Annotated in this window: 10 protein-coding genes; 4 read left to right on the top strand and 6 right to left on the bottom strand. The window is 52.7% G+C overall.

What is annotated here, in order from left to right; genetic code table 11:
- Nucleotides 1–5: 5 nt before the first annotated feature.
- Nucleotides 6–2,417 (bottom strand): ABC transporter permease, encoded by a 2,412-nt coding sequence (locus BUB30_RS19170; RefSeq protein WP_073136995.1) that lies wholly within the window; start codon nt 2,415–2,417, stop codon nt 6–8.
- A gap of 201 nt (nt 2,418–2,618) precedes the next feature.
- Between BUB30_RS19170 and BUB30_RS19175 the strand changes: the two genes are divergently transcribed.
- Entirely contained in the window at nt 2,619–3,596 is a 978-nt protein-coding gene (locus BUB30_RS19175; protein WP_073136997.1) for a toxin-antitoxin system YwqK family antitoxin, read from the top strand.
- Between the two features lie 54 nt (nt 3,597–3,650).
- On the opposite strand, the gene BUB30_RS19180 is transcribed toward BUB30_RS19175, so the two are convergent.
- From BUB30_RS19180 to BUB30_RS19200, 5 genes are all read right to left on the bottom strand, one after another.
- Nucleotides 3,651–6,062, bottom strand: a complete 2,412-nt coding sequence (locus tag BUB30_RS19180; protein ID WP_073137000.1) for an ABC transporter permease — start codon at nt 6,060–6,062, stop codon at nt 3,651–3,653.
- Between the two features lie 160 nt (nt 6,063–6,222).
- Complete coding sequence (locus tag BUB30_RS19185) at nt 6,223–8,877, bottom strand: ABC transporter permease (protein ID WP_221408741.1); 2,655 nt, start codon at nt 8,875–8,877, stop codon at nt 6,223–6,225.
- Nucleotides 8,878–8,892: 15 nt separating this feature from the next.
- On the bottom strand, nt 8,893–9,228 hold the full coding sequence (locus BUB30_RS19190) for a PadR family transcriptional regulator (protein ID WP_073137001.1): 336 nt from the start codon (nt 9,226–9,228) through the stop codon (nt 8,893–8,895).
- A gap of 154 nt (nt 9,229–9,382) precedes the next feature.
- On the bottom strand, nt 9,383–9,958 hold the full coding sequence (locus tag BUB30_RS19195) for a MarR family winged helix-turn-helix transcriptional regulator (protein ID WP_073137003.1): 576 nt from the start codon (nt 9,956–9,958) through the stop codon (nt 9,383–9,385).
- Nucleotides 9,955–10,494 carry a GNAT family N-acetyltransferase gene (locus BUB30_RS19200; RefSeq protein ID WP_073137005.1) on the bottom strand — a complete coding sequence of 180 codons (540 nt, stop codon included), beginning with the start codon at nt 10,492–10,494 and terminating at the stop codon, nt 9,955–9,957. The genes BUB30_RS19195 and BUB30_RS19200 overlap by 4 nt, the downstream gene beginning before the upstream one ends.
- Nucleotides 10,495–10,675: 181 nt before the next feature.
- Between BUB30_RS19200 and BUB30_RS19205 the strand changes: the two genes are divergently transcribed.
- From BUB30_RS19205 to BUB30_RS19215, 3 genes are all read left to right on the top strand, one after another.
- The gene (locus BUB30_RS19205) at nt 10,676–12,055 is read left to right on the top strand and encodes a M20/M25/M40 family metallo-hydrolase (RefSeq protein ID WP_245804129.1); all 1,380 of its coding nucleotides are present in this window, start codon (nt 10,676–10,678) and stop codon (nt 12,053–12,055) included.
- Nucleotides 12,056–12,161: 106 nt separating this feature from the next.
- Nucleotides 12,162–12,545, top strand: a complete 384-nt coding sequence (locus tag BUB30_RS19210) for a hypothetical protein (RefSeq protein WP_073137007.1) — start codon at nt 12,162–12,164, stop codon at nt 12,543–12,545.
- 140 nt (nt 12,546–12,685) lie between these two features.
- Entirely contained in the window at nt 12,686–14,830 is a 2,145-nt protein-coding gene (locus BUB30_RS19215; protein WP_073137009.1) for a prolyl oligopeptidase family serine peptidase, read from the top strand.
- The last annotated feature ends 3 nt before the right edge of the window (nt 14,831–14,833 follow it).

Raw genomic sequence — 14,833 nt, forward strand, 5'->3', positions numbered from 1 at the left:
TTTATTTATTGATCTTTCAGACTCTTCGCGGGATTGGCCATCGCGGCCTGAATCGATTGCCCGGCAATGGTGGCCAGGGTCGCTACCAGCACGATCACTCCCGGCAACACGATCATCCAAACCTGGACATCGATCTTATAGGCAAAAGTTTGCAGCCATTGGCGCGTCAAATAATACGCCAACGGAAAGGCCAACACACAACTGATGATGATCAGCCTGACATAGGTCTTCGAAAGCATGACCAGGATATTCCACACCGAGGCGCCCAACACTTTGCGCACGCCGATCTCCTTTGTCCGTTTCACCATCGCCAGCGACGCCATGCCGAACAGCCCCAGGCTCGCCACAGCGATAGAGATAATACTAAAAAGATTTAACAAGCGCGCGAAAAGCTCGTCGGCCTGGAATTGCTCTCCAAAAAAACGATCCATGAAATAATAAATGAACGGGTCGTTCGGATAATGTTTATGCCACAACGTCTGCAGATTCTGGAGATAATCGCCTTGACGCGACTGGACATAGAATGTGTAATAGCCATACTCGTTCGGGTGGCGATGATAGAACACAATGGGATCGACGGGTTTGTGCACCGATTCGTGATGATAGTCTTTCCAGACACCGACAACGGTTGCCTTGTCGTGGGCAGCGTTCATGATCGTGGTGTTCACTGCATCGGTCGGGTTCTCGTAGCCCAGTGCGCGTGCGGCCGTCTCGTTGATCATGCACGTGAGGCCCGGTTCCCGTTCGAGAAAGTTGCGCCCTCCAAGCAAGGTGAGGCCGAAAGTTTCCTGGTAACCTTCGTCGATCCACATGACCCAGTACGATTGCTTTTTAATATTGGAAGATCCCACGGCGTGAATGTCCTCATCGTGAAACCGGATCTCCTGTCCGGGGATGTTCATGGATGCCGTGCCCGACCGGAAAGCGGAATGCTGCATCACGTCATTACGGAACGAGCGGTAGCGCGAACGCCGCAGCGAGTCAGAGTTGGTGGAGGCCGGTGCGCGCAGGGTGATGGTGTGGCTGGTGTTGAAGCCCGAGTCAAAGTTACGCATAAAGGTGAGCTGCCGTCCCGCAATCAGTGTGATGCCAATGATGGCCACCGCCAGGAAAAGCTGGAACACCATAAGACTATGCTGCAACACGCCGGCTTTGCCCCGGCCGATGCTGAGCTTGTTCTTGAGGATGAGGGCCGGCTTGTAGCGCGAAATGAAAAGGGCCGGATAAAACGCGATGAGCGTCGTGCCGGTCACAAAACCCGCAAAGTATAGCGCCCACGTGGCGGGTTGGGTTGGGCGGAAGGCAATGTTGGTAAAGAGCAGGTTGGCAAACGGCCCCGTAAACAGAAGGTAGAGCCCCGCCCCCAAACCAAAGGTGACACTGGAAAGCACGACTGCCTCCAACAGGAATTGCCCGCTGATCGCCGACCGCGACGCCCCGAACACTTTGCGCACGCCGATCTCGTCTGCGCGCTCCAGCGAGCGGGCCAGCGACAGATTCACATAGTTTATCCACGCCGCCACCACAATGAAGATCGCCAGCGAGATCAACGCAAACAAAATCGTTTTGCTGATGGCCGGTTTGGCCTCGCCCGACAACGCACCGGCCGAGGTGTGCAGGTCCTCATAGGGACTCAGAGCATACCGCGCCGTATGCCCCCGTTTCTCCAATGTCGTGATGTGTTTGTTGGCCATGTCTGTCAACTCGCGGTCAATGGCAGCGATGTCGGTCACGTGGTCTTTCAGCTTCACATAGGTAAAGGTCCACGGTGCATTGAAGTCGCCGTCGCGCGAGATCCATCCGTAGTAGGGCATGGTCGACCACGAGAGGAGAAAGTCAAATTCCAGGGAGGTGTTGGCAGGGATATCTTCAAACACGCCGGTCACCGTGAAGGGCAGGCGCTCGTTGAAGTACAGGATCTTTCCCATCGGGTCGGCGTCGCCGAAGTAGACGTGGGCTTGCGATTTAGAGATCATCACCGAACTGGGCGGCGTCAGCGATTGATCCACCGAGCCGCTGATGAGCTTTAGCGGGAACACTTTCAGGAACGAGCTGTCGACGTATAGCATGTTCTGATCCACGATGCGCACGTCTTCCGTGAAGATATAGGCCTTCTCATTGTACACCCGCGTTACGGCCTCCACCTGGGGTGCGTAGGCATGCATCAGCAGGGCCGTGCGGTCGTGCGTGCGGGCGCTTTGCAATACGGGTTGCCCTTGCTGGTACTCGAAATAGTCGACGCGGTAAATACGATCGCCACCCGGATAAAATTTATCGTAGCTCAGTTGATAGCCCACATAGTTCGTCAACGCCAGGAACACGGCCATACTGATGGACAGGCCGATCATATTGATGATCGTGAAACGCTTGTGGCGGATAAGATTCCGGAGGGCGGTATTCCAATAATGTTTGAGCATCTGGGGGTGGGGCTATATCGAAAGGTAAAATACTGAATTGAAATAATTCCACATTATTTATTTTGAAATATGGCCGGAAACGATGCCTGCTGGTGCGTGCGAGCACTCCGGCGAGGTCACATCCCGGGTAAAAAACATCGCTCATTTGTCGATAAACTCGTATTTTGCGCCAACATCCCGTATTGATTTTTACACGGACCTATGAAAAAAATCGTCTTCGTTACTTTGTTCAATATGCTGATCGTCGCGCTTTCTCAAGCGCAGACGGTCCTGAAATATCCGCATTGCAATTGTGAGGAAAAGATCACCTACTCCACCACCGAGCCCAAAAGACCGGACGGCCCCTATGAGTGGATTTGCAACGAGGTGGTGATTGAATCAGGTCATTTCAAGAACGGCTTGAAGGACGGCGCGTGGATCAGCAAAAGCAAGCGGGGTGTCATCATCGGCCAGATCGAATACACCGATGGAAAATTGAATGGCGCCTACGAACTCTTTCACTCCGATGGAACGCCCAAACTGGTGGCGCGCTTTGTGAACGGAAACCCGGAAGGAAGCTGGCAATACTTCAATGCAAAAACCAAAGTGATCAAGACCGGGAGCTATAAAAACGGAACGCCCGTGGGCGTTTGGACCATCTATGACAAGTTCGGCAAGAAGGTGTTGATGGAGTACAACTTTGATCAGAAATCCATGGCGCCCGAAACGCTAGCTCCCTATTACAAGAACAACACCATGCTCCACGACGATCAAAGCGAAGAGTTCGTCATCCTCTACTACCCCGACCGTACACCGCGCGCCGACGTGCAACCGCTGGGTGGCTTTTTGCTGGCCAACGATTATTTTGTGGAATACATGACCATCCCTGCAGTGATGATGGACACCTACACCAACTACAATTTCCAGGTGAGCGTTGCTGTCGAGGCCAATGCCGTGAAGGCGATCGATGTGCTTTTTGTGGATAAAATGGAATACCATCCCCAGACGCCATCCCTGCCCTACATCGTGTCGACCAATCCCTCGGGGAAACTGCAACGGATAGACCACACGGTATTGAATCTGAAATACCTCAGGGGAAAGATCCAGGAAGCCATGAGTATCATGGGCCCGTGGGTGGGCACGTCGGGAAATCCGGTGGAGATCCACATTCCTTTTGTGCTGAACGATATCAAGCGCTAGCCTACGCTGAAGCTTCGGCGCAAGCGTGGGTTGGCCAGAAGCAGCAACACGCTGCTACTCCGACCGCAAGCTGTTTACCGGGTTCATCAACGCCGCTTTCACCGATTGGAAACTCACCGTGATCAGCGTGAGCAACACGGCACCCAACCCCACGTAGAGGAACACCCAACCGGAAATACTGATCCTGTAGGCATAGTTTTGCAACCAGCCATCCAGCGCATAATAAGCGATGGGAATGGCCACCGCACAGGCCACCACGGTGAGCACCACAAAATCTTTCGACAGCATTTGCCAGAGGTTGAATACGGATGCGCCAACGACCTTGCGGATCCCAATTTCTTTGGTGCGTTGTTCCGCCACGAAAGAAGCCAACCCAAAAAGGCCGAGACAGCTGATGAAAATGGCGAGCACGGAAAATACGGACGCCAGCTTCCCCACGCGTTCTTCCGAGGCAAACTTCAAGGCAAATTGTTGATCCGTGAATTTATAATCGAACGGCACGGACGGGATTATTTTTTTGAACACGGCTTCGATCTTGGGCATGGCCTGGCTGATGCTGACATTCGGATCGATCTTCATCACGAACCAGCCGTGCCAGCCCTGCACAAAATAAATGGTGGGTCGCACCGGTTCGAAAGGTGATTCCATGACCATGTCTTTGATCACACCCAATATTCTGTAGTCGCGGTCCACACTATACGCATCATTTTTCCAGTGCATGATCTGGTTTACCGGATTTTTTATATTCATGTATTTGACCGCCGCCTCGTTCAGCACAAATCCGCTGGAGTCGGATGCGTACTCCTCGGAAAAATCGCGGCCGTCGACGAATTGCCATCCTACGGCACGGCCGAAAGTATGCGAGACGGAGAGTGTGGCGAAGTTTGCATCAAGAGCCGGGTCCTTGCCTTGCCAGTCGAAACCGCCGTTGCCCGACCATGATTCCGTTAGCTGTCCACCGGACTCGGCGAATTCTTTCACCACGCCAGTTTTCAACAACTCGTTTCGAAGCGCCTGGGCCTGGCTGAAGAATTCATCGGTTTTGCGTTGCACCATCACCAATCCCTCACGGTCGTAGCCGGTCGGGCGGTCTTTAGCATACATCACCTGTTGATAAATAATGATCGTTCCAATGATGAGCGACACCGAGACCGCAAACTGCATTACCACCAATACTTTGCGGGGCAATGAGGCCAGTTTGCCCATCCGGAAAGTGCCCTTCAGCGCACGGATGGCATTGAAAGACGAAAGATAAAGGGCTGGATAACTTCCGGCCAACACGCCCGTGACGACGCAAAAGCAAATACAGCTCACCCAAAACCAAAGGTTTGTCCAGGGCATTTGCATTTCTTTTGACGTGAGGTCGTTGAACCCTGGCAGTGCCACCGCGATCGCCACGAGACTCAGCAGGAAAGCGAGGCCCACCACCAGGAACGACTCGCAATAGAACTGCCAGATCAGTTGGCTCCGGATGGACCCAATGGATTTTCGTATGCCCACTTCTTTGGCTCGTTTTTCGGAGCGCGCCGTGCTCAGGTTCATAAAATTGATGCAGGCCAACAGCAGCACAAAGCCCCCGATCATGCCGATGATGCGCACCGACTGGATGGGCCCGTTCTCGAGTATACCCTGCTTGAAGCTGGAGTACAAATGCCAGTCAGACATAGGATGGATCATGATCGCTGGGCTGTACGCCAATTCGGGTTGCATGGCCGGAATGTTGCGGATGGCGGTGATCTCGGCTTCACGAATACTCTCATTTACCTGGGCCAGCGTCGTGTTCGGAGCGATCTCCGCATAGATGAACAGAAAATGGTTTGCCCAGCTCTGCTCCTTCATCCACGGGTTGTTGATCTCGTTGAGCGCCCAGGGCATCACCACTTTCAGAAAATTAAATTGCGTGTTGTACGGAAGGTCCTCATAAACCCCCGTGACTTTCACATCGATCTTACTGTTGACCTGGATGATCTTGTTCAAGGCGTTATCGGTTTCTCCAAACAAGGCTTTTGCCGTGGAGGCTGATAATAAAATCGAATGCGGATCCTGGAGTCCCGAGCGCGTGCCCGCCAGCATGTGCAACGTCAGCATGTCGGGCATCCCCTCCCCGGTATAGGCGCCACTTTGCGAGATGATCTTTTCTCCAAAAGACAAAACATAGTCGCCGCCCCAGAAAGGGACGATGTGTTTGAAATTACTGCTGTAGTGGGTCTTTAGCTGTTCGATCAGCGGGTGTGGAAGATGGCGTTGGCCTCCGTAGCTTTTGCCCTCATAGACGCCGCCTTTCATGATCTGTACGATGCGGGGGTAGTTGTCGTGATAGGTATTGAACGACAACTCGTCGAACACCCACAGCCCGATGAGCATCGCCACCGTCATCCCCGCGGCCAGGCCCCCGATGTTGATGGCGGAATATCCTTTGTTCTTCCGGAGGTTGCGCAGGGCAACGGCGAGGTAATTTCTGATCATGGCATTTACAGTTTACGTTTTAAAACACGACGTACCCTACCCGGCATACCAATCCTATGCCATGCCTGAAATGCAGCCTGATATACCTTAAAAACGATTGCGTGGCGGGGATCGTGTTCGCATATAATCAAGCGCTGTGCGAAAACGATCATGGTCCAACCTATTCCGACCGCAAGCTCGCCGCGGGGTTGGCCAGGCCGGCGCGGATGGCCTGGTAGCTGATGGTGATCAACGCGATCACTACCGCCATCACCCCGCCCAATGCAAAGACATCCCAGCTCAACTCCGTTTTATAAGAAAAGTCCTGCAGCCATTTGTCCATCATATACCACGCCACCGGCGCCGCGATGACGATCGAGATGAGGACCAGCTTAACGAAATTGAAGGTGAGCAACCGGAATATATTTTCCATCGAAGCCCCCAAGACCAACCGGATGCTGATCTCCTTTCCGCGCTGCTCGATCATAAACGCCGAGAGCGCAAACAATCCCAGGCAAGCGACGATGATGGCCAGCACGGCAAATGTAGTGAAGATGTGGCCCATGCGTTGTACATCATCATACATGCGATTGAACCTTTCGTCGAGAAATGAATAGCGGATGGCTTGATGGGGGACGACGCGCTTCCAAATCGTTTCGATAGAGGCAAGGGTTGTGGTCACGTCTTTTGCATTCAGCTTCACGGAGACGATCTTGGGGCTGGTTCCCAACTTTAACACCAGCGGACTTATATCCGAACGGAAGCTGTCGAAATTGAAATCCTCCACCACGCCGATGATGGTATAGACTTGCCAATTCATCATGCGCTTTCCGACCGGGTCGGTCAGGCCAAGTTCCTTGGCCATTTTTTGATTGATGATGACCGCCGAAGAATCCGAGGCCATGTCGCGGGAAAAGTCACGGCCGGCGGCCAGTCTTAAGCCCATGGTCTTCACATAGTCGTGATCCACTTGCCAGAACTGGCCACCGATCGATTTGTCGATCGTGTTTCTGCCTTCCAGCCAAAATCCGTTGCCGTTCCGCTTTGTACCGTTGATAGGAAGGTAATCGCTAACGCTGACACTTTTCACATCCGCTAATTGCAAGAGTTCATCCTTTAAGGTTTTCAATTTATCGCCCAACGTGTTGGTGCCCTGGAGGAGCAACACTTGTTCCTTATCGAAGCCGGCATCCTTCGTCAGTATGTAATGCACTTGCCGGTAAATAACAAACGTAGAAATGATGAGGATGATGGACGTCGTAAATTGAAAGACGACCAACACACTGCGTGTCGTGGCATTCTTGCTGCCCCGGCTGACATTGCCCTTCAACACCTGGATAGGTTTGAACGACGACAGATAGAAGGATGGATACAATCCTGCCAGCAGACCGATCAACACGCACGAACCGAGCATGACCGGCGCCAACCACCACTCGTTCCACGGAAAGGAGAGCGACTTAGACGCCAGCACATTAAAATAAGGCAGGAACAACCACGCCAGGAGCAATCCCAATGTGAACGAAAGAAAACTGAACAGCAGCGATTCGATCAGAAACTGGTTAATGATGTTGCTGCGGAAAGACCCTACGGTTTTGCGAAGCCCTACCTCTTTGGCGCGGTTGGCCGACTTGGCGGTGGACAGGTTGATAAAATTGATGCAGGCAATGATCAAGATGAAAGCGGCGACCACGCCGAACAACCACACGAAACGTATGTCGCCATGCGATGGCACGGGATCTTCAATCCCTGCATTGCGCAGATGGACGTTGGCGATGGGTTGCAATTCATACTGCATATCTTTGGCCATTTGTTTTGCGTTGGAGCGACCTTGTTCTATCCATAGGGGTAGCAAATATTTCTCGGTGACCCGGAGGAGTTTCTTTTCCAGTTGTTTCACGTCCGTGCCGGGGCGCAACAACAAGTACGTGGGATAGTTGCTGGCACCCCAATAATTTGATTCACCTTGCCAAAACTCGCGTTCTTTCATGGTGATGATAAAATGAAAATCAAATTGCGAATTGGCCGGAAAATCCTCGATGACACCACCGATCTTATAAGGTTGTTTTGCATCGTCGTTTACCACCATTAACTGGCCCACCGGATTTTCTCCCGGAAAATATTTGTCGGCTTTGCTTTTGGTGATGACCATGCTGTTGGGTTGGTCTAGACAGTGCGCGAGATTGCCGTACACCATAGGCACTTTCAGGATTTCCAGGAATTCCTGATCGGCAAACACAAATCCCTCCTCATAGGTATTGTCCATCCCGTTGTCGGGTCGGATTTGGTTGCTCCCTGCGCCGAAAAGTTCTACGGGATTATACCGGCCGGCCTTCTCGATCTCCGGATAGTCAGTCTTGACCGCAGCGGCAAAAGGCGCTTCCATCCAAACACCTCGCTCGGTCTCACCATGATCCGTATACACTTCCACGACCCGGTAGATCCGATTGCCGTCGGCATAGAACTGATCGTAGCTCAACTCGTCGCGGATGAACAAGGCGATGAGCAAACACGCTGCAATACCAAGTGCAAAACCACCGATCTTCACAAAGGAGTACATCTTTTGTTTGGCGAGATTGCGCCATCCGATCTTGAAATAATTTCTAAACATAGCGTAGTGATTTGATGATGATGTCGATTTACGGATGGCAAACGGCCGTAGATACTGTAGCACCTGGTACCAATATTGCAGCTTCGCACGCGCAGGCGTCGTCTTCCGAAGCATGGACAGGAATTTCTCGTCAAGGTCCCCCTGCACTTCTTCCGCCAGGTCGTGACGAAGAAAAGTCAAAAGGAAACGCCGGGCGAGGCGGGGCGGTGTATGTTTTTTATTCTCCATGTATGCGAAAGACCATCATGAGAGCTTGCTTGTTGCAAACCCGGGAAACTGTTTCCACAACGCTATCCGGAAATCGCGTGCTGCGCTAAGCGTCTTGCGTCCGTAGGCGGTGATCGTGTAGATGCGTTTTCGCCGCCCGCCTCTTTCCGCCGTGGATTCTCCCATCTGCGAGGTCAGGAATCCTTTCTCCTCCAAGCGCGTCAGCGTCGAATGCACAGCACCGATCGACACCGGTCGCCCGGCTTGTGACTCAAATTCCTCGGCAATGTTGAACGCATAGGCCTCCTCTCCCAGAATGCCTACCAACAGCAGGATAACCTCTTCAAATTCTCCCAATCGTGTCTCTATCATCTTTTATGTTACTAGATTGTAGAGGAAATATAGCCATTTTTTCAATTTGTTCTACATTTTAGTATAAAATCATCCAAAAAAATGCTTTCCAAAAAAGGAAAACAGATTCAGAACACCTTAAATACCAATCCCCTTTAAAAAGGATACAAAAAAATTATTTTTTCTTTTTTACCCCCCCTTTGGGTTTCCCCCCTGATGCCCGACCCCTGCCCCCCATTTTCTGAATTCCGGCTCCCGGCTCCTGGCTTCTGGCTCCTAACTCAGCCTTCTTATACCGCTCATAATACCCCTCCTCTTCCAACGCCGCCTCCGCATCCTCCACCGCTTTCAGCAGGCTGCTTCCATTATTATAGACTTGTTTTGATGCCAAGCGCATAACATGCCAAAGCGGCTCCAACTCCTCTACCATGTCCAGGGCTTTTTGTGTGAGGTGAAGCATGCGCTTTCTCCCATCGTCTTTGCCCGGCACGGATTTGACAAGCTTCTTTTTTTCCATCTCTTTGACCAGTGCGATCACGGAGGGGTGGGTATAGCCAATCTCATTGGCCAGTTCCAGTACGCTGAGGGGCGATCGTTTCGACAGGACATACAATACGGGGAACCACTTGGATTCAAAGTCGATGCCGTGCTCGTTGTAGATGCGGGTCACGTCTTTGCGCATACCTTCGCTGAGGCGCATCAGGCGCGTGGACAAGGCGAGTTCGCCGAGTTCGTTGATGAGGTTGCTCATGGCGTCAGTTCGTTGGGATGTGGCGGGCCCTCCAGGGTCAACTGCATGAACACAAGGTCCAGCCACCGTCCAAATTTATAGGCTACCTGGCGGATGTGGCCCGCAGGTTCGAAGCCGAGCTGTTCGTGCAGGTGAATGCTGACGGCGTTCTCTCCATCGATGCCGGCCACCAGCAAGTGGATCTCTTTTTGTTTGGCGATGGCGATGAGCGCTTCCAGCAATTGGCGCGCGATGCCGCGTTTTCTGAAATCGGGATGGACGTAAACGGAATGTTCTACGGTGTATTTATAAGCGGGCCGCGTTCTGAATTCGCCATAGGAAGCGAAGCCCGCCACCCGGCCGTTCACTTCGGCAATGAGCACGGGGATGTCATTTTTCACTTTGTCGTCGTACCAGGCCTGGCGCATGTCGAGCGTGTTGGGCTCGTAGTAGTACACGGCGGTGGTGTTGATGATGGCGTCATTGAAAATGTCCAGCATGCTTTGCACGTCGGCCTGGGTGGCGGGACGGAGGAGAAATTCGGGTGAGGATGGCATATGTTCTTTCGGGATATTCAAATTAGGTAGTTGACTACATAAATATACTTTTCAGCCATTTTACGCGCAACGCTTTTTTTATTTTTTTGATGATGTCAAAAGGAAAAGCCGGTCGGCCGCAGCATCCGCTGCGCCGCCATTGTATTTGTAAATCGTCTGGAGATGCTTAATTTGGACACCATTGATCATACTACCCCTAACCGCCATGCCGACCATCGCTCACCCCAAATCAACTTCGTTATCGTTTGTTCTTCTCCGCACAGCCGGATTTTTCATTTTCTTTCTTGGTGTGGTCGTGACCGCGCAAGCCCAGCTCTCCAAAACCGAAAAGAAACTCGCCGCCTACGTGGATGCACACCAGGGCGAAGCGTTGAAGCTCCTGGAAGAGGTGGTGAACATCAACAGCGGCACCATGAATTTTGACGGCGTGCGCAAAGTGGGGCAGGTCTTTCGCACCAAGCTGGACGCCCTCGGATTCAAAACCCAATGGGTTGACGGCACCCCCTTCAATCGCGCCGGCCACCTGGTGGCCCGCCACTCCGGTAAAGGAAAAACTATCCTGCTCATTGGCCACCTCGATACGGTATTTGAATTGTCGAGCCCGTTTCAAAAATATACCGTAGAGAATGATTCGGTGGTGCATGGCCCCGGCGTAGGCGATATGAAGGGCGGCGATGTGGTGATCATCCAAACCCTGCAAGCCCTGAACGATGCGGGGCTTTTGAAAGACATGAACATCCTGGTGGTGATGACCGGCGACGAAGAGATGAGCGGCGACCCGCTGTCGAAATCCAAGTACGATCTCATCGAGGCCGCCAAGGAAGCCGACATCGCCATCGGCTTCGAAGATGGCGACGGCCTTACGGAGACCGCCAACATTTCGCGCCGCAGCGCTTCGGGCTGGATCCTGAAGGTGACGGGCGTTCCTTCGCATTCTTCGCAGATCTTCACAGACAAAATCGGCGCCGGCGCCATTTATGAGGCCAGCCGCATCCTCAACAGTTTTTATAACGACCTCTCCAAAGAACCCGACCTCACGTTCAACCCCGGCGTGATCCTGGGCGGCTCGACCGTGGAACACAACGGCGACAAGAACGGTGGTTCCGCTTTTGGCAAGGAAAACATCGTTGCCAAGGACGTCATCGTCACGGGCGACATCCGCGCCATCTCCCCGGAACAACTCAGCAAGGCGCAGGAAATTATGAAGGGCATCGTTGCACATCACCTTCCCCAAACACAAGCCGAGATCACCTTCGACGAAGGCTATCCGCCCCTCGCCCCTTCACCCGGCAATTATGAACTGCTAAAATATTTCGACCAGGTGAGCAAAGACCTGGGCTATGGGCCCGTCACCGCCAACAAACCCCGCGATGCCGGAGCAGCCGACATCTCGTTCACTTCGGGCTATGTCGACATGGCGATCGATGGGCTTGGGTTGGGCAGTGCCGGCGGACACACCATCCACGAGATCGCCGACCCCCGCACCGTGGCCATGCAAAGCAAGCGCACGGCCGTCCTCCTCTACCGGCTCACCCAGCAGAAGGCCCTTCCAAAACGGTAGGTCATCCTCATGTTTCTTTTTTACTACTCGGTTTAGCGGGGACACTTATTGCGGGGAAGCCGCGAAAAGTCCCTAACCAATCGGCGAGTTTGTTGTTAGAGGGTCTATGACTATCCAACTCCAAATCGTTTGGCTCTTTGTGCTGGCCATCCCCATTGCCTGCGTGGCATGGACCGTTACCCACGAAGAAGTGTTCCGTGAACCCCGGGAATATTGCCTCCGGAGAAGCCAGGAGGGGCGCTCGCTCGGGGAAAGAAAATTCTTTTACCTGTTCACCTGCGAATACTGTTTCAGTCATTACGTCACCGTCGCTTTTCTGTTTCTCACCGACTACACGCTGCTGCTCCAGGACTGGCGTGGGTATTTGTTGGCCGGATTCTCGTTGGTTTGGGTGGCGAACATCTATATGAGTCTCTTCGGATTGATCCGCATGGATCTCAAGCGGGAACGGACAGAGATTCAGGTGTTGGAGGAGAAAGTGGAGAAATAGCGGGAGTCAGGAGCCAGAATCCAGGAGCCAGAATGCAGGAGTCAGAATCCAAGAGTCAGAATGCAGGAGTCAGGTAAAATTATATCTCCTATTGGCGTCTTTGTTGTTTGCTTTTAAATTTCGGGAAACACCTGGCCCTTATGAAACTTCAGAAACTTTATCTTATCGCTTGCATCACAGGATTTGTTATGGCATGTTCGCAAAAGAAAGAAGCTGCGATCCACATGACTTATCCCGAAACAAAAAAGACGGACACCGTCGATAACTACTTTGGCGAATCCGTGAGCGATCCCTATCGCTGGCTGGAAGACGACACGGCGCAAGCGACCGCCGATTGGGTAAAGGATCAAAATGAAATCACGTTTGGATACCTTGAAAAAATCCCCTATCGTGAGACCATCAAGGAACGTCTGAAAGAACTTTATAATTACGAACGCCTCGGCGCCCCTTCGCGGGAGGGGGATTATTATTATTTCTACAAGAACGCGGGCCTTCAAAATCAAAGCGTGCTCTACCGGAAGGCCGAAGAGCATGGGACACCCGAGGTATTTCTGGACCCGAACACGTTTTCGCACGATGGCACCACCTCGCTTGCGGGATTGTCGTTCACGAAAGATGGAAGCCTGGCGGCCTACCTGTTGTCGGAAGGTGGTTCGGACTGGCGCAAGGCGATCGTGATCCGCACGAAAGACAAATCGGTGGTGGAAGATACTTTGGTGGATCTGAAGTTTACCGGCATCTCCTGGAAAGGAAATGAAGGTTTCTACTATAGCAGCTATGACAAACCGGTGGGCAGTGAAATGTCATCGAAGACGCAGCACCATAAATTATTCTATCACAAGCTCGGCACGCCACAAAGCGAGGATGTGCTGATCTTTGGCGGCGAGAAAACACCGCGCCGATATATTTTCGCGGGTCTCACGGAAGACGAACGCTTCCTCGTCGTGAACGCGGCCAACAGCACCACGGGCAACGAATTATATGTGCAGGACCTGCACGATCCCCACGGCAAACTGGTGGCCCTGGCCGACAACTTCGACAATAATCACACCGTGGTGGACAACGACGGCGCGCGCCTCATCCTCCGCACCAATTTGAAGGCACCCAACAACCGCGTAGTGGAAGTGGACTTTGCCCATCCTACGTCAGCCCATTGGAAGGACATCATTCCGGAAACTGAAAATGTTATACAGGGCGTCAGCATCGCCGGCAAAAAACTTTTTGTCAATTATCTGAAAGATGCCAGCACACTCATCCGGCAATTCGACTACCACGGCAAACCCGGGCGCGACGTTGTACTGCCGGGCATCGGCACGGCCAGCGGCTTCGATGGAAAAATAAAAGACAGCGATGTGTATTATACGTTCACATCCTTTACCTACCCGCCCACGATCTTCAAATTCAATATCGCTTCCGGTACGTCGACGGTATACGAAAGACCCAAAGTAGAATTTGACCCGGACGGGTATGAAACCAAGCAGATCTTTTACACCAGCAAAGACGGGACGAAAGTGCCCATGTTTATTGTACACAAGAAAGGATTGGTATTGAACGGCAAGAATCCCACCCTTTTGTATGGATACGGCGGGTTCGACGTGAGCCTTACGCCAAACTTCAATACGTCGCGTATCGTCTGGCTGGAGAATGGCGGTGTGTTCGCCCAACCCAATCTAAGGGGTGGCGGCGAATATGGAGAGAAATGGCACCTCGCCGGCACCAAGCAAAAAAAACAAAATGTATTTGACGACTTCATTGCAGCCGCCGAATACCTCTTCCAACAAAATTATACCTCCAGTAACTATCTCGCGCTTTCCGGCGGATCGAACGGCGGCTTGCTCGTGGGCGCCACCATGACACAGCGACCCGACCTGGCCAAGGTTGCCCTTCCCGATGTGGGCGTGATGGATATGCTGCGTTACCATGTGTTTACGGCTGGCGCCGGATGGGCCTATGACTATGGCACAGCGCAGGACTCGAAAGAGATGTTCGAATACCTGAAACGCTATTCGCCGGTCCACGCCCTGAAGACGGGCACCGCATACCCGGCAACACTGGTGACAACGGCCGACCACGATGACCGCGTAGTGCCCGCGCATTCGTTCAAGTTTGCCGCTACCCTCCAGGCCTCGCAGGCCGGATCCAATCCCGTGTTGATCCGCGTGAACACCAAATCAGGACACGGCGCCTCCAATCTCTCGAAAGCCATTGAGACGGTTGCCGATCAATACACGTTTGCCTGGTACAATATGGGCGTTGTTCCTGCGGTGGAAAAAAAGCGGATGTAGTCT

It is taken from the genome of Chryseolinea serpens (assembly GCF_900129725.1).
In the GTDB taxonomy this organism is placed as follows: domain Bacteria; phylum Bacteroidota; class Bacteroidia; order Cytophagales; family Cyclobacteriaceae; genus Chryseolinea; species Chryseolinea serpens.

What these genes read in the sequence shown, in the direction of transcription:
- BUB30_RS19195 (WP_073137003.1), bottom strand. Translation starts at nt 9,958, where the DNA reads ATGAGCAACCTCATCAACGAACTCGGCGAACTCGCCTTGTCCACGCGC.
- BUB30_RS19190 (WP_073137001.1), bottom strand. Translation starts at nt 9,228, where the DNA reads ATGATAGAGACACGATTGGGAGAATTTGAAGAGGTTATCCTGCTGTTG.
- BUB30_RS19170 (WP_073136995.1), bottom strand. Translation starts at nt 2,417, where the DNA reads ATGCTCAAACATTATTGGAATACCGCCCTCCGGAATCTTATCCGCCAC.
- BUB30_RS19175 (WP_073136997.1), top strand. Translation starts at nt 2,619, where the DNA reads ATGAAAAAAATCGTCTTCGTTACTTTGTTCAATATGCTGATCGTCGCG.
- BUB30_RS19180 (WP_073137000.1), bottom strand. Translation starts at nt 6,062, where the DNA reads ATGATCAGAAATTACCTCGCCGTTGCCCTGCGCAACCTCCGGAAGAAC.
- BUB30_RS19200 (WP_073137005.1), bottom strand. Translation starts at nt 10,494, where the DNA reads ATGCCATCCTCACCCGAATTTCTCCTCCGTCCCGCCACCCAGGCCGAC.
- BUB30_RS19210 (WP_073137007.1), top strand. Translation starts at nt 12,162, where the DNA reads ATGACTATCCAACTCCAAATCGTTTGGCTCTTTGTGCTGGCCATCCCC.
- BUB30_RS19185 (WP_221408741.1), bottom strand. Translation starts at nt 8,877, where the DNA reads ATGGAGAATAAAAAACATACACCGCCCCGCCTCGCCCGGCGTTTCCTT.
- BUB30_RS19215 (WP_073137009.1), top strand. Translation starts at nt 12,686, where the DNA reads ATGAAACTTCAGAAACTTTATCTTATCGCTTGCATCACAGGATTTGTT.